The following is a 21,353-nucleotide window of genomic DNA, read 5'->3' on the forward strand; positions in this document are numbered from 1 at the left end:
CCAGACGAAGTAAGACATACGATGAAACTACGGGATCGGCGGCGTAAGGTGTCAGGCAGGACACGCCAAAGATATGGATTAAGTTGCTACAGGCAATGGTTTTGTGATGGACATTCAACTTTCAGAAGAGCATAAAATAAACATTTCATCTTCAACAACCCCTGTTACATATAGATACTTACCTCAAAAACAAATAAACCATATGGACTATTTCAGTTTCATCATATGGACAATTGTTATTCAGACATAAAAAAACCCTGCCGAAGCAGGGTTCCATTTTGCGCTGATAACGCGGCAAATATTAGCGCGCCAGCCAGCCGCCATCCACCGCGACGGTGTAGCCATTGATGTAGTCAGAAGCGCTGGAGGCCAGGAAGACCACCGGCCCCATCAGGTCGCTCGGCAGACCCCAGCGTCCCGCCGGGATACGGTCGAGGATCTCGCTGCTGCGCTGTTCGTCGGCGCGCAGCTGCTGGGTATTGTTGGTCGCCATATAGCCCGGCGCCAGCGCGTTGACGTTGATGCCGTGCTTCGCCCACTCGTTCGCCAGCAGACGAGTCACGCCCATCACCGCGCTTTTTGACGCCGTGTAGGAAGGTACGCGGATCCCGCCCTGGAAAGAGAGCATCGAGGCAATATTGATAATCTTGCCGCCGGTCCCCTGGGCAATAAAGTGCTTCGCCGCCGCCTGAGACATAAAGAACACGCTCTTAATGTTCAGGTTCATCACGTCGTCCCAGTTTTTCTCGCTGAATTCGATCGCGTCTTCGCGACGGATCAGGCCGGCGTTGTTAACCAGGATGTCGATATGGCCGAACTCCGCCACCGCGCGCTCCAGCAGCTGCGGGATACCGTCAATCTGGCGCAGATCGGCGGTCAGGCTGAGAAAACGACGGCCCAGCGCCGTGACGCGCTCAATGGTTTCCGTCGGTTCAACAATATTGATACCCACGATATCGCAACCGGCTTCCGCCAGGCCCACCGCCATGCCCTGGCCCAGACCCGTATCACAACCGCTCACCACGGCTACTTTGCCCTGCAGGGAGAATGCGTCGAGAATCATACTTGGTTCCTTAATCTTTCAGAGCCTGTGTAGGTACAGGCAAGGTTCTGATAGTCCAGCCTGCGGCTTGTGCAGACCCTTATGGTTTGAAGAACTCGCAGGGATTGCCCCTTCTAAAAATAAAACAGAGTTCCGTTTTACAGTGAGCACATCTTAGCCCCGGCTAAAGTCATTTTCAATTATTATTAAAACATCGTTTCAATTTTAAGACTGTTAAATGTTAAAAATGCAAAACAGATCACGAAGCGGTGATTGATAAACCGTGAAACTCCTATTTAATTCAATAAAATACAATGAGTTATTCAAACTTTAAAAAAAGACGGCGGATCGAAAAAAAACGGCAGGAAAACAAAGAGAGCGGGGATGCCGGCCGTACTGTCAGCAAAAAAAGGCGATCTATAGCAAGAAGTTGTTGCGAATTGCGTCCGCCATCACAAATAATGAAACGATGTTTTGATAAATTAACACCCATCTTTTAAATCTACTTCCACTGGCCGGTCAACGCAGGCGGGCAACATCTCAGGAAGAAAAAGGAGTACATCATGGCTAAAGGCATGCGGGTTAAACTGAATTATGACGTCAGCCGCGATCCGGACACCGGCGCGGAGATCACCCGCTTAACCCCACCGGAAGTAACCTGTCATCGTAACTATTTCTATCAGAAGTGTTTTTTTAACGATGGCAGCCACCTGCTGTTTGCCGGCGAATTCGACGGCAACTGGAACTACTATCTGCTGGACCTCGCAAAGGCCGAGGCGGTGCAGCTAACGGAAGGCGCCGGTGATAACACGTTTGGTGGTTTCCTTTCTCCGGATGATAAATCCCTTTATTACGTGAAGAACGACCGTACGCTGCTGGAGGTTAACCTCACCACGCTGCAAGAGCGTGAAGTGTATCGCGTCGCCGATGACTGGGTGGGCTACGGTACCTGGGTGGCCAACAGCGATTGCACCAAACTGGTTGGCATCGAGATTGCCAAAAGCGACTGGACGCCGCTCAACGACTGGCAGATTTTCCATGATTTCTTCCACAAAGGCCCCCACTGCCGCCTGCTGCGCGTCGACCTGCAAACCGGCGAAAGCAGCGTGATCCACGAAGAGAAGAAATGGCTGGGCCATCCGATTTATCGTCCGTTCGATGACCATACCGTCGCCTTCTGCCATGAAGGGCCGCATGACCTGGTCGATGCGCGGATGTGGATGGTAAATGAAGACGGTAGCAACGTGCGTAAAGTCAAAGCGCATGCGGAAGGCGAAAGCTGCACCCACGAATTCTGGGTACCGAACGGCTCCGCGCTGGTGTACGTCTCTTATCTGAAGGGCCAGCAGGGCCGGACGATCTACAGCTTCAACCCGGATACCGGCGTTAATGAAGCGGTGATGCAGATGCCGGCCTGTTCGCATCTGATGAGTAACTTTGACGGCACGATGCTGGTTGGCGATGGTTCCGGTACACCGGTGGACGTCAAAGACACCAGCGGCTACACCATTGATAACGACCCGTATCTGTACGCTTTCGATGTCGCGAAGCAGGCCTATTTCCGCGTTGCGCGTCACGATACCTCCTGGGCAACCGTGGCCAATAGTCGCCAGGTTACCCACCCGCACCCGTCCTTTACGCCGGACGATAGCGCCATTTTGTTCAGCTCCGATAAAGACGGCAAACCTGCCGTGTATATCGCGAAGCTGCCGCCCCAGCCTGAGATGCTGAAGGCATAGCGTTAGCCACTGTTTGAGTTAGTGTTTCTGTAACTGGCCTTGCCCTCCTTTCGGAGGGCTTTTTTATGCCCGGCGTTTTCCCCGGATCGCGCTGCGCTTATCCGGGCTACATTCCGTGCCGATGGGGCGCATTGCGCCGCTCCGGGAAGAGGGATTCATACCAACGGAAAACCCCGGCTGACCGCTCCGGGGTAAACGATGAGGACATTTTTTAAGTTAGAACGAGTAGGCAACACCTACGCGGAAACGGGTCTGGCGGTCGCTGCGATCGTTGACGCCAACGTTGCCGAGCTCGCCGTACGGCGCCCAGTTTTTATCCAGCTTGTAGGCAACCTTGAGATTGTACTCCTGCGAGTACGGTTTGTTGTCGTTGCGCTTAACCCCTTCGGTACTGCGCGCATAAACGTAGTTCAGCTCGGTACGCCAGTCGCCTAAAGCAAAACCGGCCCAGGCATCGCCGCGGTTAACTTTGTCATCATCTTTCCCTGCATTCGCCGGGTAGCGGGTATAGTCGTAACGATAGCGGGCGGCGACGTAGAAGCCATTATCGAAGCTGTACTGCACGCGCAGGTTTGGCTTGTAGATCGAGCGGCTATCGTTACTTTCAATATTGAACCCCGGCGTGACCGAGAAGTTTTTATTCGCCTTCCACTGCCAGGTAATGCTCTCTTCATGACCATTACCGACGAAATCTGAATAAGGCTGGCTGGTGTTATCGCCGCCCGACTTCCACTTCGCCTCAACGGAGAAGCCAAAGCCGTTAGCGAAACGATGGGAGACGGAGACGCGGTCGGCGTTGCTCTTATCCGATTTGCCGCCGTCAATGAATTCGTGACGTAAATCTACCGTGACGGCTGAAGCCGCGAAAGACATGCCACAGAGTGCAGCAAGGGCCAGAGATCTTGCGAACATAAATTACCCCTCATAATTAAAATATCGTTTCGTTTTTATAAAACCGTATTTTATTTTTTAGGCGATAATGTTTTAGTGATCGCGATCGTAAATATTTGTTTCAAAAAAGGTGGCACAGAAAGACGTGACAACGCTCAACAAAATAGCGCGTCAGAAAGGAATTTTTGGCAGGGTAACGGCTGGCGGGAAGCAAAAAAAAGCCTCCACAGGGAGGCTCAGTTAACGCATATATCAGAAGGGGCTTATTCGCGTTCAACTGCCAGCGCCACGCCCTGGCCGCCGCCGATGCATAGCGTGGCCAGCCCTTTGCGGGCATCGCGTTTAATCATCTCGTGCACCAGGGAAACCAGAATGCGGCAGCCGGAAGCGCCAATCGGGTGGCCCAGCGCAATGGCGCCACCGTTCACGTTCACCCGCCGCTCGTCCCATTCCAGTACCCTGCCCACCGAAATGGCCTGAGCGGCAAAGGCTTCGTTGGCTTCGATAAGATCGACTTCATCCAGCTTCCAGCCCGCGCGTTCAAGGCAGCGACGGGTGGCATGGACCGGCGCGATCCCCATCAGCGCCGGATCGACCCCCACGCTGGCAAAAGCGCGGATCCGCGCCAGAATCGGCAGCCCCAGCTCCTCGGCTTTAGCTTCGCTCATCATCATCACCGCCGCCGCGCCATCGTTAATGCTTGAGGCATTGCCGGCGGTGACCGAGCCCTGCTGGTCAAAGGTCGGCAGCAGGCTGGCCAGCGCTTCTGCGCTGGGGTCGACGCGCGGCTGCTCATCGGTATCCACCAGGCGCGGAATACCGTTAAGTTCGCTGGTCACCGGCACGATTTCATCGCGAAAGCGTCCGGAATCAATCGCCCGCCGCGCTTTGTGCTGCGAGCTAAGCGCCCACGCATCCTGCAGTTCACGGCTGATGCCATACTCGCGCGCCAGGTTCTCCGCCGTCACGCCCATATGGTAGTCGTTAAACGCATCCCACAGGCCATCGTGGACAAGGCTGTCGATAAGCTGGCTATTGCCCAACTGGGCGCCGGTACGGCTGTCGGTCAGCACGTGCGGGGCGCGGCTCATATTCTCCTGCCCGCCGGCGATCACTACGTCCGCTTCGCCGCACTGAATCGCCTGGGTCGCCAGGTGCAGCGCCTTCAGTCCGGAACCGCAGACGTCGTTGATGGTAATAGCAGAAACGGTATTAGGCAGCCCGCCGCGGATCGCCGACTGACGCGCCGGATTCTGTCCGGTTCCTGCCGTCAGCACCTGGCCGAGGATCACCTCATCAATACTTTGCGGATCGACGCCGCTGCGCTCAACAAGCGCCTTCACCACCACGCTGCCCAGCTCCACCGCCGAATGACGCGACAGCGCGCCCTGAAAACAGCCGATTGGCGTTCGCAACGCGCCGACGATTACGACATCTTTCATCCTCTACCTCTGCGCAAAGAAACAGCATCATAGTAGTGAATTGTTATCAAAAATTTTCGCAATTGTTTAAAAAAAGTGAGGGGAATCACAAAGATCGTCGGCGATGGCAAAAATGGCCCCTATTCGCGCCCGTGCCCCTGCAGATGCTGACGCAGCCAGCTTCCCGCTTCTCCCGGCGGCGCCTTTTTATTCCACAGCAAATCGGTGGAGATCATCCGCGGCCAGCCGGCAATATCCAGCGCCACCAGGCTTCCGCTCCCGGCGAACTCCTCCACCAGCGCGCTGGGCAAAATACACCATCCCAACCCCTGCGCCGCCATGCTGAACAGCAGCAGATAGTTAGGCGCCGACCATACCAGACCGCGCGCCGGTTCCGCCGTATTTTCCAGATAGGTGCTCAGGCGCAGCTCGCGCCAGCTGAACAGCTCGTCGCGGGTGACGCTGCCCTGGGCCGCCAGCGGGTGCCGGGGCGCCACGAAGATAGCCATTTCGGTTTGCATCGGCAGCCGGATACTGCCTATTTCTGTCGGATAGCTGTCCCTGGCCTCAATCAGCCCCACCTGCGCCCGCTCCTTTTGCAGCAGATCGATAACGTCGTCGTCTTCGCCAATCAGGCACTCAAATTCGGTGTGCGGAAAACGACGATCGAACTGCGCCAGCAGATCTTCCAGCACATCGGGATGCAGCGTATCGGAGAGCACAAAGGTCAGACGCGCTTCGGTGTTGCCAGACAGCGAAATGGCCAGCTCATCCAGCCTGTCGCTGGCCGCCAGAATCGCCTTCACGTAGCTCAACACCTGTTCGCCCTGCGGCGTGAGCGTCGGCTGTCTGGAGGTGCGATCGAACAACGTCACGCCAAGATCGGCTTCCAGGTTGGCGATTGCGGTGCTGATGGTGGACTGGCTTTTGCGCAGCCGCCGCGCCGCGGCAGAGAATGAACCGCAGGCCACGGATTCGACAAACGCGGTTAAAGCTTCGGGAGAATAGCGCATGAACTATCTACTTTATCGATGGATACTATCTTTTGTTTATCATATTTATCCATAAAATGCCGGGTAATTTCATATAAAGACCGGAGGCAACAAGCCATGCAACAAGTCAACGCCCAGCGCAAAACGCTGACGGAACGGGTAATCCACGCGATAAGCTTTGAAGGTCTGGCGACGCTGATCCTCGCCCCAACCGCCGCATGGCTCATGCAGCGTTCGGTCGTTGAAATGGGCGGGCTCAGTATCCTGCTCGCGACGCTGGCGATGGTCTGGAACATTATCTATAACGCCCTCTTCGACCGGCTGTGGCCGGTAACCCGGGTCGTCCGTACCCTGCGGGTCCGCGCGCTGCACGCGATCGGCTTCGAATCAGGCTTTATTATTATCGGCGTCACGATGGTCGCGCTGGTGCTGGGCGTTTCGCTGATGCAGGCGTTTATGCTGGAAATCGGCTTTATGCTGTTCTTCCTGCCCTACACCATGGCCTTTAACTGGGTCTGGGATATGCTGCGCGAGCGGGTCATTAAGGTTCGCCAGCAGCGGATCGCCGCCCGCGAGTAATCTTTAGCAAAGCGCCCGGCCGGTAACGGGCGCTCCGCCGCTTCATTTCTGCGCCAGAAACTATCGCCACAGCTCATCCATAAATGTGATAAATTGCACTCCTTTTTGTTCGTTTTCTGGTTGATAAAGTCGCATAATGTCTAAAATTTGGTCTAAAGAAGAAACTCTCTGGAGTTTCGCCTTATATGGCACTGCTGTAGGCGCTGGCACGTTATTCTTGCCGATCCAACTGGGATCCGCGGGCGCTATCGTTCTGTTCATCACCGCGCTGGTCGCCTGGCCGTTAACCTACTGGCCGCATAAAGCGCTGAGCCAGTTTATTCTCTCCGCCAACATCGCCCCGGGCGCGGGGATCACCGGCGCCGTTAATCACTATTACGGTAAAAAGATCGGTAGCCTGATTACCGGCCTCTATTTCCTCGCCTTTTTCGTGGTGGTGCTGATCTACGCCGTCGCCATTACCAACTCGCTCGCGGAGCAGCTCTCCAGACATGTGCCCATCACTTCTCAGGTCAGGGCGCTGCTCAGCCTGGGCGTGGTGCTGGTGCTGAATCTGATCTTTTTAATGGGCCGCCACGTCACGATTAAAGTCATGGGCTTTTTAGTCTTCCCGCTGATCGCCTGTTTCCTGTTCCTCTCCATCTATTTAATGGGGAGCTGGCAGCCGGCTTATCTGACCAGCCAGATGCAGCTGACCCCGCACACGTTCCACCAAATCTGGATCTCGATTCCCGTGATGGTTTTCGCTTTTAGCCATACGCCGATCATATCGACTTTTGCTATCGATCAGCAGGAGAAATACGGCGAGCAGGCCATGGGTAAATGCAAAAAAATCATGAAGGTGGCCTACACCCTCATCTGCGCCAGCGTGCTGTTTTTCGTCTTCAGCTGCCTGCTGTCGATACCGGCGGGCTATATTGAAACCGCCCGCCATCAAGGGGTCACGATTCTTTCCGCCCTGTCGATGATGCCGGGGTCGCCGGCGTGGCTGGCGATCACCGGGATTATTGTGGCGGTGGTGGCGATGTCGAAATCGTTCCTTGGCACCTATTTTGGCGTGATTGAAGGGGCCAGTGAAATCGTCAAAACGTCCCTCGCCCAGGCGGGGATTCGTAAAAGCCGCGCGTTTAACCGGGCGATGTCGATCCTGCTGGTTTCGACGCTGACCTTCGTGGTGTGCTTTATCAATCCCAACGCTATCTCAATGATTTACGCCGTCAGCGGCCCGCTTATCGCGATGATCCTGTTCATCATGCCAACCCTCTCGACGTATCTTATTCCGGCGCTGAAGCCCTACCGCTCGGTGGGTAGCTTTATTACCCTGGTTGTCGGTTTGCTCTGCGTGTCGGTGATGTTTTTTAGCTAATCCTCTCCGTGCGGCGAGTCTTTTCCTCGCCGCACGTTCTGCCAACATTCTCCCCCCACCAATCTCCCTGACGGAGATACACTTATCCCTTGCACACCTAGAAAGCAGGGGTTTATATGTCCAGCGTAAAATTATCCGGTACTGCGACGTTAGGCGATCGTCAGGTTTATCGTCTGGGATACGGGGCGATGCAGCTTGCGGGGCCCGGCGTCTTCGGCCCGCCAAAAGATCCGCAAACCGCTATCCGCGTACTGCAGGAAGCGGTCGAGTCGGGCGTCAATCATATTGATACCTCCGATTTTTACGGTCCACACGTGACTAATCAGCTCATTCGCCAGGCGCTGCATCCCTATTCCGCCGATCTGTGCATCGTCACCAAAGTCAGCGCTCGCCGCGACGATAAAGGCAACTGGCTGCCCGCGATGTCGCCCGCGGAGCTCACTGCGGCGGTGGAGGACAATCTGCGCAATCTGGGCCTCGACGTGCTTGAGGTGGTGAACCTGCGCAGTATGCTCGGCACGCATGGCCCGGTTGAAGGTTCGCTGGAGGGGCCCTTAACCACCCTTCTGGAACTGAAAGAACGCGGGTTGATTCGCCATATCGGGCTGAGTAACGTCACCGCCAGACAGGTGAGCGATGCGCAAAAACTGACGCCAATCGTCTGCGTTCAGAACCAATATAACGTGGCGAACCGTCAGGATGATCCGCTGATCGACGAGCTGGCGGCGCAAAATATCGCCTGGGTGCCCTTTTTCCCCCTCGGCGGTTTTACCCCGCTTCAGGCCCGGGAGCTTAACGAAGTCGCCGCTTCGCTTGACGCCACGCCGATGCAGGTGGCGCTGGCCTGGCTGCTCCAGCGCTCGCCGAATATCCTGCTCATTCCGGGTACCTCCTCGCTACAGCATCTGCACGAGAATCTTGCCGCCGCGCAATTAACGCTCCCACCAGAAGCGTTAGCCATTCTGGATAATCTCCAGCCCCACTCCTGATTTCAGGCTTCTGCGGATCGATATTCGCAGAAGCCTTCTCCTCAATATTTGCCTGGAATTACCTTAACGCCACTGGCACTATACATCCTACAAATTAGGCGTTATCCGCTTTATTCTCTTACGGATAACCCTATGCAAAGCATAGATTTAAACTTTTTCGACTGGCCTCCTAATTGGAGGCTTCTGTCGTTTTTGTCTCGCCAAAATTTTCGAACTCTTGATTACAGGAAAAACAATATCTCATTCAAAGTTTATACAAATCAATTTAGCTGCAAAGATAGCTAACAACATCAAATGCTCATAAAAACATCTGGTTAACACAATCAGAATGTTTGTATTGCTATATAAAAAATCGACCACACACAATAACAATTTACAAGGATTTCACATGACAGAGGGAACGATAAAGACGAGTAAGTATGAAATTATTGCTATTTTCAGGGAAGAGCTCCGAAAGCAGGCGGAGATAGAAGTTTTTGTTAATAACAAAAGCACTATTACCCAGCTAACGCGGGTAGATTTTGCCGAGTTTCATATCTCCACCACCAGCAAAATCCCCGCGGGGCATAAAGTTAAATTTATTCTGCATAGCGATTCAGGGAAAATCGAGTTTTGCTCTACGCTAAAGAAAAGCTATGCCGGCGGCGAAGGGAAATGCAGGAAGGTCGCATTTACCTTACCGGAATGTATCCAGGTGGTTCAACGCCGGCGCGATCCCCGATTCCGCCTGCGCCACGAGCACGAATTCTTCTGTCACGGCCGACACAAAAACGGAGAAAACTATCTATTCGAAATCAAAGACATTTCGGACGGCGGTTGCGCGCTGATGACCAGGAGCCCCAATCTGAAATTCCTCAGCCATAACGCCATCCTCAAGAACGCTATCCTCGCCCTCGCTGAATATGGCGAAATCACCGTAGATTTAGTTATAAAAAATGTTGTTATGGTGACTTTAGATGATAACGAGAAGTCAGATAGCTACTACCAGATCTCCTGTCAGTTTAAATTTCGCCATCTTGATAACAAGAAGCGAATAGAGAAAGTACTGCTCGACTTGATTATGGAAGCCAAGAGAAAAAAGAGAGTCTGAACCATTGGACAGTATATTACTTTACACTGATGACAATATCATCGGGCAATCAATCCATGATTATATGATTGATCGCGCCAGGGATATCACCACCCTGAAATTTCAGGATATTGTGAAAGGGGTCGGCGCCTCCCCGGCAGCCACCGTTATTATCAATATCATCCACAAAGATATCTCTGCGGCCACAACGGTCGCATTACTGAACACTTTGCGCAAGCGCCTGACGCATTGCGCGCTGCTGGTGCTGATCGTCAAAAGCGAGCTGTCCAGCCTGTTCCGGGAGCTGCTTGATCTAGAAAACCTGTTGATTCTGACCGAAAAATCCTCGCTGGCAGATTACTCAGCTATCATCAGCAGGCCCTCAACCGCCGAAGGCTGCCAGGGGCTATGCACCCGCCGCAAGCTGACCGCCAGGGAACTTCAGGTGCTGGAGTTAATTATTGCCTGCAATAACAGTAAAAGGATTGCGGTGCTTCTCGACATTGATCATAAAACGGTCCACAGCCATAAGGTACATATTATGAAGAAACTCGGGATGAATAACTCGCGAATAATGAACAAAAGCATAGTCAATATGTATCAGTGCTAAAACCAAAAATATGTGGGTGACCAATCAAAACCCGATAATTTATTGGCGATAAGCCATTAATAATCATTCCCATCGGTAGAAAGGTCACCTATAATATTCTCCTCTCTTTACCTCTGACCTGATTTTTGACGAGAGATAATGAACGCAACTCTTTTTTCCAGGCATAATTTATCACGTAGCGATATATCCGTTCGTTATGTCTTTCAAAAAATGTTTTCCCCAAAAGGTACGCTCGTCGCCGTTGAGTGCCTGAGCCGCTTTGACCGCCTGTCTATATCGCCGGAAAACTTCTTTCGCTACGCCAATACGGGACTACGCGAAAGCATTTTTATGGAACAGCTGGCGCTTATTGAAAAACATAAACAGTGGTTTAAGCAAAATGCTATCTCGGCGACGATTAATGTTGATGACCATATACTTAACGTATTGCAACGCCCGGAGATTAAAGCGCTCGTCGACCAAATCGGCTGCGTCCATTTTGAAGTGACCGAGAATTCCCATAATCTTTTGAATAATGCTCTCGCAACCTGGAATAACCCGCAAAGCACTACGCTCTGGCTCGATGATTTTGGCTCTGGCAACGCCGGTATTCACGCTATTCGCGACTATCATTTCGATTATGTCAAAATCGATAAAGACTTCTTCTGGCTTTTAATGCAAAAAGATTCCGGTCGTCCGTTAATGGATGCCCTCGTCACTTTCCTTTCCCGCAACCACCATAATGTGATTATTGAAGGTGTAGAAAGCGAAGCGCATAAGGCCTGGTTGCAGGACATGGAATGGTTTGCTATTCAGGGACACTACTGGAAGGAAGTGAGCATTGAACAATTGGTCCAGGAAGATATTACCGCATAAATAAATGCCGGATAACTCCGGCATCAAAAGTCATACTCGCGCAATACCCTCTCCCCTTCAATTATAAACGAGCTCCCATGTTGCCCAACTGGTCAACGGGCCGCTGGTTGCTTTTTCCGGCGCGGGGGTCACGTAGCCGATGTAATAGGTAAATACGCCGCCATCGACCGCTTTTTCGACCAGCGGCACCCGGTTTTGCAAGGGGTCGGCCGGGACGATTTTATTACTTTTATCGAGGGTATTATTATCATTGGTCGACAGCGCGAGGAAAATATGGCTGGCGCCGTCCGCCCGCGTATTCCTCAGGTAGCCGGCATTTTCATTGCCCACCGCATTGACCGTAAAGCCGTCAACCCAGCGGACGTTAACCAGGCGGATCTCGTCTTTATCCGCCGCGCCGCCGTCGTGACGCAGCTGGCAGTTCGAGAGTTCCAGCGTAAAAGGCTGCGGCTTCATAAATGCCCCGGCGCCGCGATCGTGTACTTCGGCCAGGCTGACCGGCGCCAGCCAGACGCTGCCGCTCCCCGCGTTGTTGCCGCCGTTCAGCGCCACGCTACAGGAGATATCCGTCACCCGTCCGGCAAAATCCACCCGCCCTCGATCGTAGTTGGTCTCAAAACCCGACGCCGGGGAGGCCATCAGCATCCCGCCGATCAGCGCCAGCTGAATGAGTCGTTTGCTATTTTTATATTGTGCTGAATCACGCATACCCGCCTCCCGAATTAATCGTACGTCAGGTTAAAGATCATGTGCGACTCTACCTCACCGGTACTGGTGGTCGGCGCATATTGATAGAAACGCGCATGCAGAGGCAGGGTGATGTATCGGGTTTCTTGCGTGCGCAGCGTACCGACGCTGTATTTCTTGTTGAATTCCAGCGGTACGCCCTCTTTCAGAACCTGGATACCAATTCCTTTCGCCAACGAGGAGCCGGATTTTTCGTTCAGCAGCGCGCCTCGGCTCACCGTGGTGCCGGTGGCCAGCGTGCCGGAGAAAGAGGTCTGGATATTGGCGTATCCCGACTCGCTTAACCCGCCGCTGCACTGCAGCTCAATATTAAAATCCTTCCCGCCCGCGGTGGTGCCGACGCCGTTGAGATCGCTGCGCTTGATGGTACCGACATCGACGTTCATATTTTTGCCGCTCAGGATGGTACATGAGGGCGATACCACGGTGATGGCGTTGGCGCTCAGGCGGGTTTCGAGGATCGGGTTGTTGCCGTTCTCCCAGTCGTAAGAGGTGTACTTACCTGCCGCCAGGGTTCCGCTGCCGGTCACGCTCGCGGTTTTAATCACCTCCAGCGTAAAGCGGGAGCCTTCCAGCGAGTAATTCGTGGTCCGGCTGACGTAGCTGGAGAACGTGTCAGGGTAGATAATATTGACCGTCGCCCCGCCGCGGCTGAACCGCAGGCCAATCCCGGGCACGTTGGTGGAATAAATTTTATTTCCCAGATCGGTCGCCCCGGGGGCGACGATTTTGGCCACAAAGCGGTTAGTGCCGCTGCTGCAGCTATAGCTGGCCCCGCCCGGCGCCGACATGGTCCAGTCCCGGGACACGATCACCGAGCCTACCGGCAGATCCGGCGGAACCACCACCCGACCCACAACCATGTCGAGGCTAACCGTCGGCTGCGACAGGCGCGTACAGTACGCCCATGCCGACGTGGTCCCCATCGCCATTAAGCCAATAAAAAGCGTCAGTTTTTTCATTAGCGACATAGCGTTTCCTTTGTTTTTTCCTGACTTAATTCCACCGAGCACTGTCCGCCGCTCCACTTAACCGTGGCCTTCGGCGCGCTGGCGTCGCTGATAAACATCATGCTGCCCTGGCCCACCACGCCGATCTCTTTCCCGGAGGGGTTGTAAATCGTGGCGGCGAACGGTAGCGGCAGACCGTTTGCCTGACGCGCCTGCAGAGTGACGTTGTTCTGCAGCGTGGTATCGAAGGAGACCTTGACCACGCTCCCTTCCCACGGCACCACCTGCGCCACGGTACTGCCGAAGGCGACATCGTCGTTGCTGCCTTTCGGGTCAATTTCAACGGAATTTATCCGGTAAGGCCGCAGATACGGCAGAATGGCGTAGCCGTTGCTGTCGATGCGGGTACCCGGCGAGCCGGGCAACATCGCCCCCGCGGCGTCTTTCGCTTCGATCAGCGCCATGGTGGTGCCGCTTTCCGGCGAGAATACGACGCCGTGCTGATGCGCGATCAGCGTCCCGCTGGCGCCTACGCCGCTCTGGCGATAGCCTTCGCCCTGGCTATAGCTGCCGTTCAGCGTGGTCCACGGGGTACGGTAGCTGCCGTTCAGCGCCACATCGTGCTGGCCACCGGTAGAGGTCGTGGTCGACACGCCGTAGTTGAGGTTGTTTTCACTATCCAGCGAACCGTTGACGCCAATCTGCGAACTGGCGAAGCGTGAGTTATTAAACGCGGTATTCGACGTCAGGTTAGCCGTACGGTTTTCACCGAACCACAGCGGGTAGCTAAAGTTGAGCGACACGCGATCGTCGCGACGGTGGCCGGAGCTATCCGGGGTATAGACGCGCTGGGCGCTGACCGACCACGAGAGCCGACCGTACATGTTGTTGTAACTAAACTGGTACTGCTTCTCCGTTCCCGAACGGTTCCAGTAATCCGCCACCCGGCCGCTCAGATAAAAACCGCCCCAGCCGTCCGGCAGGTTCTGGTTGACGGTAAAGGTCATCCCGTTTTTCTGGCGCCACACGGTGTAGTTGCTGTTGTAGTTCTTCTCCTGATCGACGGCGTAGAGGGCGTCGTTCAGGTTGTAGTAGCCTTTGGTGGAGTAGCGATACGCCGCCAGCACGATGCTGGTCTGGGTTTCGGTAAACATGCGGTTAAAGGTGGCGCGATAGCTTTGACCGTGCTCGTCAAGGGTATCGCTCTTCAGCCGCGAGTGAGTCACGTCGAAGGAGAGCGCGCCGATGCCGGTATTCATCCCGGTCCCCAGCAGGAACGCCTGATAGTCATCAAATCCGGTGACGCCGGTATAGCCGGTAAACAGGTTATTTAAACCATGCTGCCAGGTTCCCTGGTAGAGCATCGGTTTATTACGCAGCGAACTATCGTCGACTTTACCGGCGGAGAGCGCGTAGCGGGTCATCCCCGGACGCAGCAGCTGCGCTACCGAGGCGTAAGGTACGCTAAATACCTCGACCGAACCATCGGCCTCTTTAACCGACACTTCAAGGTCGCTACCGTAGCCGGAAGGATAGACATCCTGCAGGGTAAACGGCCCCGGCGGCACCGTGGTCTGATAGATAATATTGCTGCCCTGGCGCACCGTCACCAGGGCGTTGCTTTGCGCCACGCCGCGAATTTCAGGGGCGTAGGAGCGCATGCCGTCGGGGAACATATTGTCATCGGTCGCCAGGTTAACCCCGCGCAGGCCGATGGTGTCAAAGAACTCGCCGTTGGTAAAAATCTGCCCGCCGCTGACTATCGAGTTAATCTGCGGAATCGGCCGCTGCAGGTAGGTCTGGTTGCTGTTCCAGTGCGCTTTCCCCTGCTGCTGCTGCCAGTTCAGGTTACCGATATGCTTGAGCAGCCAGCCGTCCCACGACAGGCCCGCGTTAACGCCAAGATACGCGCTGCTGTTATCGGAACCGTTGGCCGAGGAGATATGGCTGTTCCAGGCGTTGGCCATCCAGCCTAAATTCAGCGCCGCAACGCCTTTATCCCAGAACTGCGGGCTGACAAAGTTTTTCAGGCGCTGATCTTCGTAGATTTGCGGTACGGCAATATCCAGTCTCAGGGAGGACTGAATCAGCGTGTCTTTGACGTTATCTTCGTGACGCCACTCCTGCAGGCGTCCGCAGAAGCCCTCTTTTTCGCTGAGCTGCGGATTTAATTTTTCCGGCGAAATACCATACTGCATCAGCATCGCTTTGGTATAGCAGACGCCCATTTTGCCGTCTTTACCGGCGGTGATTTTCAGGTCGTAGCGCCCTTTCCATTCGCCGTTGGTATAGACATCAAGGGAGTAGACGCCCTCGCTGATAGCGCTGGTCGAGAAGCGCGACAGGTCGACCTTTTCGCGACTGCCGACGATAAAACCATCGTTAAATTGATAGATCGTTCCCGGGTTTTCCTGTCCGCTGGAAAATGGCGGAAAGCAGCACAGCGCAACCGCGATAGCCGTGCTTAATCTTCCCGGGCAGATTGACCTCTGCTTCATGATCGTTTCCCTTATTTGACGGTAACTTTCACTGCGACATCTGCACCATAATCATTAATGTTGTTAACGGTCAGGGTCTCGCCTTTGCTCACCGCTGAAGAGAGGGCGATGGTCTGGCTGGACTGCGGGGCAAACATGACCGTTTTGCTGTTGAGCGCTTTGCCGCCGTTACGGGAGATACGGCTTACGGTGATATAAAAGGGCGTTGGGTTACTGACGGACAGGCTGCTGCCGTTAGCGGAGAGCGCCAGTTTTTCTGCCGCAGCGTCGCGATTGCCTAGCCCGGCAGGGCGATAAATAAACTTAAAGCGCGAACGAATCGCCAGCTGCAGAATATTTTGCCCTTCGTTTTTCTGGCTGGCCTCAACCGGCGGTATTTCCAGAAGGTTCAGCCACCACAGCGTCTCTTTATCTTTAGCCAGCCCTGCATTACTGCCGAGCTTAATACGCAGGGTTTGACCGCTTTTCGCATCAACCCGGGAAATAGGCGGCGTGATAATAAAGGGGGTAGTAATGGTATCCGGCGTCGCGTCGGCATTACCGTTATCCAGCCAGGCTTGCGCCAGCGCCGGACGGTCGGCGGTGTTAGAGAGCTGCACCGTTATTTCTTTTTCATTTCCTGGATAAATAAAGCGGGTACCGTTAACAATAATATTATTGGCATGGGCCGCAAAACTAAAAATGAAACAGAAAAAAAGGGCAATACGCTTCATGCTGACCTCAGAATAAAAAAATAAGCGGCAGCAGTGGCCGCTTTATTATTGTTGTATACCCTGAATAATTCGAATTACAGAAAGGCGGCCAGAGAGTGACTGGGGTGAGCAAACGTCGCCAACGCCTGTGCAATTCGAAGTATGACGGGTATAGACCGCCCCGGCGCGAGGCGGCTTTATCTCTCAGTCGATATTACTGATAAGTAATTTCGTAAGTCGCGTAGCTGTTAACCACACCGGTGGTAACCGTGGTCGGGGTGCTGGTCGCGTAGCCGACGTAGTAAGTGAAGCGCGCGCCATCCTGAACGGCAGAGGCATCACCGGCCGCTTTAGGCTGGGTGCTGTCGCCCGGGATGATTTTGTTGGTCAGCGCGGTGGCGTTGTCGGTGGAGAGAACCAACTGGATATTCTGCGCGCCGGCGGCTTCGGTGTTAGCCAGGTAGCCCTGCTGTTTAGCGGTTGCGCCCGCCAGCAGGTTACCGCCGGTCCAGTTCACGCCCAGTTTGCTCACATCATCCTGTTTGGTGCCATCAGCCGCCTGGCAGTCAGAAACATCGATGGTGAAAGATTTCGGTTTCAGATAGGTATCCGCCGCGGCAGCTTTAACTTCCGTTAAAGTCACTGGTGACAGATAAACGTTCGCATCGCTGCCCTGGCCGTTTACGGAAACAGTACAAGATACGTCGGTAACTTTACCGAAGAAATTAACCTGACCGCCGCCTACATTGGTATCAGCAGCATTTGCCGCAGCCATACCAAAAAACGCAGTTGCCATTGCAGCAGAGAGAAGAACCTTTTTCATTGCCATTTCCTTGTCAGAGTGAATTAAGTATCAATGAGCAAACAGTTAATACGCACAAAAGTCAGAAGCGATTTGCGATGCTCACTTTTGCAACTGTTAATAGAAACTTCGACTGACCGGAAGCCGCAATATTTAAGGCGTCAGGAACGAACTCGATAAAAGAATTCGTCAAGGCTGTCGGCGTCAAAGAATGCTATTTTTCGCTGACAAATATACATATGTTCACGAGCTGTTAATCAATGTAACAGATAGCTCACAACTATTAATTACTGGAGATTGATAGCAAGAAACAAAGCTATTGTTATTTACACTGAAGGGGAAAAGACGATATGGAATTAACAATATAGCAACCTATAGTTGCATAAAAGGTTATTTCTCTACAGAGAGAACAATCCTAATCCGTCAGCAGTCTCCCTTTTTCGTCAGTTGAAAATGCAGATACAAAGCGCGCCACCCTGCCGGCGTAATCGTCACTTCGCGAAATCCCGCGGTAGTGCTAAACCAGCCGTTCTCCAGACCGTGCTGCAGCAGCGCCGCGCCCGCCGCTCCTCCAAGATGAAAGCGTCGTTCGCTCCAGTCCAGACAGCCGCAGCAGGCTTTGCGCCGGGAGCCGCGCTTCACCACCACTCCCAGCCGCGCAAAGTGCGCTTCCCCGGCGGGCGTCAGCGCCGTTCCGTCAGGCGTTATCCACGCTTCACGCTGCAGAAAATCATACAGCGATACCGCCACTTCTCCGGCCAGATGATCGTAACAGGTGCGCGCCAGGCGCAAATTGACCGGCGTGCTGGTTGCGAGCGCCACCGCGCGCTTGCCGGCCATGGTCATCATATTCTCCAGCAAACCGGCGACATCGCTACCGGCGAAGCGGTAGTAGCGATGCCGGCCCTGGGCAAGGCAGATTAATAAACCGCTGTTGACCAGGCGGCTAAGATGCGCGCTGGCGGTCGAAGGGGAAATATCGGCGACGGCAGAAAGCTCGGTCGCCGTCCACGCCCGGCCGTCCATTAAGGCGCACAGTATCTTCAGGCGCGAGGCATCCGCCATCGCCGACGCCACTGCCGCCATCGCTTCGGCCAGGGACTCATCGTCTTCAATCAGCTCAACAGGCTTTAACATAGGGCCTCGCTTATTTTCCCTAACCACAAACAGCAGCCAGAGTACCGGGGATGGGCAGGTTAAGCACGGTATTCGCGCAGCACCTGAGCCACCCGAATGTGATAACAGGCGAAAATGCTCTCCCGCCCCTCTTTCTGCGCAGCCTGATGGCAAAGGTTGCGTTTCCACGCCTGCACCGCTTCCTCATCCCGCCACCAGGAGAGCGACAAAATTTTCCCCGGTGTGGTCAGGCTTTGGAAACGCTCAATGGCAATAAAACCGTCAATATTGTTCAGCAGCGGCTTCAGCTCCGCCGCCAGCGCTAAGTAACGTTCCTGACTCGCCGGAGTGACCTCGGCTTCAAAGAGTACGGCAATCATCCCATTGTCCTCACGCAATCTGTGTGAGGGTCACTGTATCTTTTCACCCTGGCTCAATGCTTCGTTGACGGGCGAAATATCGCCGCCTTATTTGTTCAAAAAACAGCCAATGCATTCACATTAAAAATAATTAATCACGCGAGGCGAGAAAACTGCGCGGCTGTTGAGATCGTTTTCCACGGCGAAAGAGACGCTGCAGAATAAATCATCTGTTTGTTTTTATTGAAAATAAAAAATTAAAATTTAGGCATCCGTCATCATACCGTCACGAAAGTGTGATCTAAATCGCACTTTTTGCAACGCGCGTTATAGTTAGCAGGCTTATTATAAGTCCATCGAAAGCAACAACGCTTTCCACCATAAAAGTTAAAAGGATAAACACCATGAAAAACGTAAAATTACTTGCCGCTGCCGGTATGCTGTCTCTGGTCTCTTTCGCTAGCTTCGCTCAGCCTGTTAGCGTAACCGCTGATACGCTGGACAACGCCGAAGCCAAAATCGCCGCCATTGCTAAAGACCAGGGCCAGTCTTACCACATTACCGAAGCGTATACCGGTAACCAGGTTCATATGACCGCCGAGCTGTCTAAATAACCGAATGGTTGCAGAGGGAGCTGCCGGACAGGTCGCCTGACGGCGGCTGGTCTGGCTCCCGCCACATAATAAGCACACAGCAATGTCGAGCCCCTTGATGGGGCTTTTTTTGTTGCTGGCGAACAGTGCCCCCACAGCCTGGTTTGTGGGTTCACTGCCGTCTGCGGTGCCGTAGCCCGGACAGATGCGCAGCATCGCCTCCGGGAAATTCAGCCACTCTGCGCGCTGCTCCCGGGGGCGGCGCCTGACGCGCCTTGCCCGGGCTGCAGGTTCATTGCCGTCTGCGGGCCGGTAGCCCGGACAGATGCGCAGCATCGCCTCCGGGAAATTCAGCCACGCTGCGCGCTGCTCCCGGGGGCGGCGCCTGACGCGCCTTGCCCGGGCTACAGGTTCATTGCCGTCTGCGGTGCGGTAGCCCGGACAGATGCGCAGCATCGCCTCCGGGATTTACCGACCTGCTACAGCTCTCTTATTCGATAACGCACGCTGAATCGACAGCACGCTGAACAGCACAATCACCAGCCCCACCAGCGCCAGCCCCTCGATCTTTTGCCCGAGGAAAACCCAGCCTAATAGCACCGCCGTCACCGGACTCAGCAGGCTCATCGCCGACACCGCCACCGGGGAAAGGCGGCTGATACCGCGAAACCACAGGCCGTATGCCAGCATAGCCCCGGCAATGCACAGCCACAGATAGCCCGCCGCCTGAGTCAGCGTCATCTGATGCAGCGGCGGATCGACCAGTAACGCAATTGGTGCCAGTACGATACCGCCAATCAGCAGCTGCCAGCCGGTCAGTGCGATAACCGGCAAAGCGATCGCCCAGCGACGCGACAGCCAGGTTCCCAGCGCCATGCTCATCGCCCCCAGAAACGCCGCGGCGATCCCCAGCGGTTCGAGCGTGGTTTGCGGCGACAGCAGCAGCATCGCCATTCCCGCGATCCCCATAAATGCCGAGAGCACCGCCAGCCAGGGCGATCGCTGACGATCGACGCACCAGGCCAACAGCATCACCAGCAGCGGCTGGATCGCCCCTATCACCGCCGCCAGGCCGCCCGGCAGCCGATAGGCGGCAATAAACAGCAGCGCCTGAAACGCGCCGATATTCAGGATCCCGGTAACGATCAGCTTCCACCACTCGGCGCGCAGCGGGAAACGGCGGCTCCAGATCAGCAGAGCGATCCCGGCCGGCAGCACCCGCAGCAGCGCGGCGATAAACGGCCGATCCGGCGGCAGAAACTGCGAGGTCACAATATAGGTGCTGCCCCAGATGGCGGGGGCCAGCGCGGTTAAAAACAGATCAACCATCAAATTGCGCGAAACAAAGGCCATGATTTTATCTTCACATCAAGGTAAATTGTGGCCTAAGTATGTATCGATATTTATCTTGATATCAAGACAAGTGAGCATTAATGGACAAATCACCGCAGACCGACGCCGTGGATCGCATTCTTGAACAGTGGAAACGGGAACGTCCCGATCTCGATTGCAGTCCGATGGGGCCGTTTGGCCGCCTGAAACGCTGCGCGCTGCTACTGGAGCCGCGCATTGAAGCGGCTTTTCTTCGTCATGATTTAGTGCGCTGGGAGTTTGATATGCTGGCGACGTTGCGGCGGGCGGGCGAACCGTTCGTGCTGTCGCCCACCCAGCTCTTTTCAACGTTAATGATCACCTCCGGCACCATGACCCATCGTCTGAAAGCGCTGGAAAAACGGGGGTTTATTCGCCGTCTGCCAAACCCGGACGATGCGCGCAGCATGCTGGTCGCGCTGACGCCAGGGGGGCGAGAGTTAATCGACAGGGCGGTGGAAAGTCACGTGGAGAATGAACGGGAGCTGCTAAGTGGACTCTCTGCGGCGCAGCGCCAGCAGCTTGATGAAGCGCTGACGATTTTTATGCGCCTGCTGGAAAAAGAGTAATACCCACCCGCTTTGAATAAGGCGCTTACCTTGTTGCCGGATGGCGGTTGATGAAGCACCACCGTTATTTCCCGGAGGCGATGCTGCGCATCTGTCCGGGCTT

21 protein-coding genes are annotated in these 21,353 nt (G+C 54.6%); 9 read left to right on the forward strand and 12 right to left on the reverse strand.

Translation table 11 applies throughout. The features are described 5' to 3' along the window. Nucleotides 1–301: 301 nt before the first annotated feature. Nucleotides 302–1,063, reverse strand: a complete 762-nt coding sequence (gene kduD, locus MKleb_RS22440; protein WP_004124661.1) for a 2-dehydro-3-deoxy-D-gluconate 5-dehydrogenase KduD — start codon at nucleotides 1,061–1,063, stop codon at nucleotides 302–304. A 542-nt stretch (nucleotides 1,064–1,605) separates the two neighbouring features. On the opposite strand from kduD, the gene MKleb_RS22445 reads away from it, so the two are divergent. Continuing rightward, nucleotides 1,606–2,781, forward strand: a complete 1,176-nt coding sequence (locus tag MKleb_RS22445) for an oligogalacturonate lyase family protein (protein ID WP_004853909.1) — start codon at nucleotides 1,606–1,608, stop codon at nucleotides 2,779–2,781. 216 nt (nucleotides 2,782–2,997) lie between these two features. Here MKleb_RS22445 and MKleb_RS22450 read toward each other — a convergent pair whose 3' ends face one another. The 3 genes from MKleb_RS22450 to MKleb_RS22460 all read right to left on the reverse strand — a co-directional run bounded on the left by MKleb_RS22450 (nucleotide 2,998) and on the right by MKleb_RS22460 (nucleotide 6,106). Next, on the reverse strand, nucleotides 2,998–3,693 hold the full coding sequence (locus MKleb_RS22450; RefSeq protein WP_025107401.1) for a porin: 696 nt from the start codon (nucleotides 3,691–3,693) through the stop codon (nucleotides 2,998–3,000). A 242-nt stretch (nucleotides 3,694–3,935) separates the two neighbouring features. Beyond that, complete coding sequence (locus MKleb_RS22455; protein ID WP_009651683.1) at nucleotides 3,936–5,114, reverse strand: acetyl-CoA C-acetyltransferase; 1,179 nt, start codon at nucleotides 5,112–5,114, stop codon at nucleotides 3,936–3,938. Nucleotides 5,115–5,233: 119 nt separating this feature from the next. Continuing rightward, the gene (locus MKleb_RS22460; RefSeq protein ID WP_014226691.1) at nucleotides 5,234–6,106 is read right to left on the reverse strand and encodes a LysR family transcriptional regulator; all 873 of its coding nucleotides are present in this window, start codon (nucleotides 6,104–6,106) and stop codon (nucleotides 5,234–5,236) included. 96 nt (nucleotides 6,107–6,202) lie between these two features. Here MKleb_RS22460 and MKleb_RS22465 point away from each other — a divergent pair, with 96 nt between their 5' ends. The 6 genes from MKleb_RS22465 to MKleb_RS22490 all read left to right on the forward strand — a co-directional run bounded on the left by MKleb_RS22465 (nucleotide 6,203) and on the right by MKleb_RS22490 (nucleotide 11,553). Beyond that, the gene (locus MKleb_RS22465) at nucleotides 6,203–6,664 is read left to right on the forward strand and encodes a multidrug/biocide efflux PACE transporter (protein ID WP_025107400.1); all 462 of its coding nucleotides are present in this window, start codon (nucleotides 6,203–6,205) and stop codon (nucleotides 6,662–6,664) included. A gap of 136 nt (nucleotides 6,665–6,800) precedes the next feature. Further along, nucleotides 6,801–8,030, forward strand: coding sequence for an amino acid permease (locus MKleb_RS22470; RefSeq protein ID WP_014226692.1), 1,230 nt, complete (start codon nucleotides 6,801–6,803; stop codon nucleotides 8,028–8,030). Nucleotides 8,031–8,146: 116 nt separating this feature from the next. Beyond that, on the forward strand, nucleotides 8,147–9,019 hold the full coding sequence (locus tag MKleb_RS22475) for an aldo/keto reductase family oxidoreductase (RefSeq protein WP_025107399.1): 873 nt from the start codon (nucleotides 8,147–8,149) through the stop codon (nucleotides 9,017–9,019). A 388-nt stretch (nucleotides 9,020–9,407) separates the two neighbouring features. Continuing rightward, entirely contained in the window at nucleotides 9,408–10,109 is a 702-nt protein-coding gene (locus tag MKleb_RS22480; protein ID WP_014226694.1) for a flagellar brake protein, read from the forward strand. A gap of 4 nt (nucleotides 10,110–10,113) precedes the next feature. Continuing rightward, nucleotides 10,114–10,698 carry a helix-turn-helix transcriptional regulator gene (locus MKleb_RS22485; protein ID WP_025107398.1) on the forward strand — a complete coding sequence of 195 codons (585 nt, stop codon included), beginning with the start codon at nucleotides 10,114–10,116 and terminating at the stop codon, nucleotides 10,696–10,698. Nucleotides 10,699–10,836: 138 nt separating this feature from the next. Further along, entirely contained in the window at nucleotides 10,837–11,553 is a 717-nt protein-coding gene (locus MKleb_RS22490; RefSeq protein WP_163586413.1) for a cyclic-di-GMP phosphodiesterase MrkJ, read from the forward strand. A 57-nt stretch (nucleotides 11,554–11,610) separates the two neighbouring features. Here MKleb_RS22490 and MKleb_RS22495 read toward each other — a convergent pair whose 3' ends face one another. From MKleb_RS22495 to MKleb_RS22525, 7 genes are all read right to left on the reverse strand, one after another. Beyond that, the gene (locus MKleb_RS22495; RefSeq protein ID WP_014226696.1) at nucleotides 11,611–12,261 is read right to left on the reverse strand and encodes a fimbrial protein; all 651 of its coding nucleotides are present in this window, start codon (nucleotides 12,259–12,261) and stop codon (nucleotides 11,611–11,613) included. A gap of 14 nt (nucleotides 12,262–12,275) precedes the next feature. Next, nucleotides 12,276–13,271, reverse strand: a complete 996-nt coding sequence (locus tag MKleb_RS22500) for a fimbrial protein (RefSeq protein WP_004124708.1) — start codon at nucleotides 13,269–13,271, stop codon at nucleotides 12,276–12,278. Further along, nucleotides 13,262–15,748 carry a fimbria/pilus outer membrane usher protein gene (locus tag MKleb_RS22505; protein ID WP_014839452.1) on the reverse strand — a complete coding sequence of 829 codons (2,487 nt, stop codon included), beginning with the start codon at nucleotides 15,746–15,748 and terminating at the stop codon, nucleotides 13,262–13,264. Before MKleb_RS22505 ends, MKleb_RS22500 begins: the two co-directional genes overlap by 10 nt. An 11-nt stretch (nucleotides 15,749–15,759) precedes the next feature. After that, nucleotides 15,760–16,461: a fimbrial biogenesis chaperone gene (locus tag MKleb_RS22510; RefSeq protein ID WP_000820820.1), complete on the reverse strand. Its 702-nt coding sequence runs from the start codon at nucleotides 16,459–16,461 to the stop codon at nucleotides 15,760–15,762. 193 nt (nucleotides 16,462–16,654) lie between these two features. Continuing rightward, nucleotides 16,655–17,263 (reverse strand): type 3 fimbria major subunit MrkA, encoded by a 609-nt coding sequence (mrkA, locus tag MKleb_RS22515; protein WP_001493056.1) that lies wholly within the window; start codon nucleotides 17,261–17,263, stop codon nucleotides 16,655–16,657. 402 nt (nucleotides 17,264–17,665) lie between these two features. After that, nucleotides 17,666–18,379, reverse strand: coding sequence for an ArsR/SmtB family transcription factor (locus MKleb_RS22520; RefSeq protein ID WP_025107396.1), 714 nt, complete (start codon nucleotides 18,377–18,379; stop codon nucleotides 17,666–17,668). 59 nt (nucleotides 18,380–18,438) lie between these two features. Then, nucleotides 18,439–18,738: an antibiotic biosynthesis monooxygenase family protein gene (locus MKleb_RS22525; RefSeq protein WP_014226700.1), complete on the reverse strand. Its 300-nt coding sequence runs from the start codon at nucleotides 18,736–18,738 to the stop codon at nucleotides 18,439–18,441. A gap of 383 nt (nucleotides 18,739–19,121) precedes the next feature. Here MKleb_RS22525 and MKleb_RS22530 point away from each other — a divergent pair, with 383 nt between their 5' ends. Further along, nucleotides 19,122–19,331 carry a YdgH/BhsA/McbA-like domain containing protein gene (locus MKleb_RS22530; protein WP_014226701.1) on the forward strand — a complete coding sequence of 70 codons (210 nt, stop codon included), beginning with the start codon at nucleotides 19,122–19,124 and terminating at the stop codon, nucleotides 19,329–19,331. Nucleotides 19,332–19,778: 447 nt separating this feature from the next. On the opposite strand, the gene MKleb_RS22535 is transcribed toward MKleb_RS22530, so the two are convergent. Next, a complete protein-coding gene (locus MKleb_RS22535; protein WP_217076197.1) occupies nucleotides 19,779–20,663 on the reverse strand; it encodes an EamA family transporter in 885 nt (294 codons plus the stop codon). 80 nt (nucleotides 20,664–20,743) lie between these two features. Between MKleb_RS22535 and MKleb_RS22540 the strand changes: the two genes are divergently transcribed. Beyond that, the gene (locus MKleb_RS22540; RefSeq protein ID WP_025108512.1) at nucleotides 20,744–21,250 is read left to right on the forward strand and encodes a MarR family winged helix-turn-helix transcriptional regulator; all 507 of its coding nucleotides are present in this window, start codon (nucleotides 20,744–20,746) and stop codon (nucleotides 21,248–21,250) included. Nucleotides 21,251–21,353 lie beyond the last annotated feature (103 nt).

The organism is Klebsiella sp. PL-2018 (assembly GCF_019048985.1).
Classification (GTDB): domain Bacteria; phylum Pseudomonadota; class Gammaproteobacteria; order Enterobacterales; family Enterobacteriaceae; genus Klebsiella; species Klebsiella michiganensis.

What these genes read in the sequence shown, in the direction of transcription:
- kduD (WP_004124661.1), bottom strand. Translation starts at nt 1,063, where the DNA reads ATGATTCTCGACGCATTCTCCCTGCAGGGCAAAGTAGCCGTGGTGAGC.
- MKleb_RS22445 (WP_004853909.1), top strand. Translation starts at nt 1,606, where the DNA reads ATGGCTAAAGGCATGCGGGTTAAACTGAATTATGACGTCAGCCGCGAT.
- MKleb_RS22450 (WP_025107401.1), bottom strand. Translation starts at nt 3,693, where the DNA reads ATGTTCGCAAGATCTCTGGCCCTTGCTGCACTCTGTGGCATGTCTTTC.
- MKleb_RS22455 (WP_009651683.1), bottom strand. Translation starts at nt 5,114, where the DNA reads ATGAAAGATGTCGTAATCGTCGGCGCGTTGCGAACGCCAATCGGCTGT.
- MKleb_RS22460 (WP_014226691.1), bottom strand. Translation starts at nt 6,106, where the DNA reads ATGCGCTATTCTCCCGAAGCTTTAACCGCGTTTGTCGAATCCGTGGCC.
- MKleb_RS22465 (WP_025107400.1), top strand. Translation starts at nt 6,203, where the DNA reads ATGCAACAAGTCAACGCCCAGCGCAAAACGCTGACGGAACGGGTAATC.
- MKleb_RS22470 (WP_014226692.1), top strand. Translation starts at nt 6,801, where the DNA reads ATGTCTAAAATTTGGTCTAAAGAAGAAACTCTCTGGAGTTTCGCCTTA.
- MKleb_RS22475 (WP_025107399.1), top strand. Translation starts at nt 8,147, where the DNA reads ATGTCCAGCGTAAAATTATCCGGTACTGCGACGTTAGGCGATCGTCAG.
- MKleb_RS22480 (WP_014226694.1), top strand. Translation starts at nt 9,408, where the DNA reads ATGACAGAGGGAACGATAAAGACGAGTAAGTATGAAATTATTGCTATT.
- MKleb_RS22490 (WP_163586413.1), top strand. Translation starts at nt 10,837, where the DNA reads ATGAACGCAACTCTTTTTTCCAGGCATAATTTATCACGTAGCGATATA.
- MKleb_RS22495 (WP_014226696.1), bottom strand. Translation starts at nt 12,261, where the DNA reads ATGCGTGATTCAGCACAATATAAAAATAGCAAACGACTCATTCAGCTG.
- MKleb_RS22500 (WP_004124708.1), bottom strand. Translation starts at nt 13,271, where the DNA reads ATGTCGCTAATGAAAAAACTGACGCTTTTTATTGGCTTAATGGCGATG.
- MKleb_RS22505 (WP_014839452.1), bottom strand. Translation starts at nt 15,748, where the DNA reads ATGAAGCAGAGGTCAATCTGCCCGGGAAGATTAAGCACGGCTATCGCG.
- MKleb_RS22510 (WP_000820820.1), bottom strand. Translation starts at nt 16,461, where the DNA reads ATGAAGCGTATTGCCCTTTTTTTCTGTTTCATTTTTAGTTTTGCGGCC.
- mrkA (WP_001493056.1), bottom strand. Translation starts at nt 17,263, where the DNA reads ATGAAAAAGGTTCTTCTCTCTGCTGCAATGGCAACTGCGTTTTTTGGT.
- MKleb_RS22520 (WP_025107396.1), bottom strand. Translation starts at nt 18,379, where the DNA reads ATGTTAAAGCCTGTTGAGCTGATTGAAGACGATGAGTCCCTGGCCGAA.
- MKleb_RS22525 (WP_014226700.1), bottom strand. Translation starts at nt 18,738, where the DNA reads ATGATTGCCGTACTCTTTGAAGCCGAGGTCACTCCGGCGAGTCAGGAA.
- MKleb_RS22530 (WP_014226701.1), top strand. Translation starts at nt 19,122, where the DNA reads ATGAAAAACGTAAAATTACTTGCCGCTGCCGGTATGCTGTCTCTGGTC.
- MKleb_RS22535 (WP_217076197.1), bottom strand. Translation starts at nt 20,663, where the DNA reads ATGGCCTTTGTTTCGCGCAATTTGATGGTTGATCTGTTTTTAACCGCG.
- MKleb_RS22540 (WP_025108512.1), top strand. Translation starts at nt 20,744, where the DNA reads ATGGACAAATCACCGCAGACCGACGCCGTGGATCGCATTCTTGAACAG.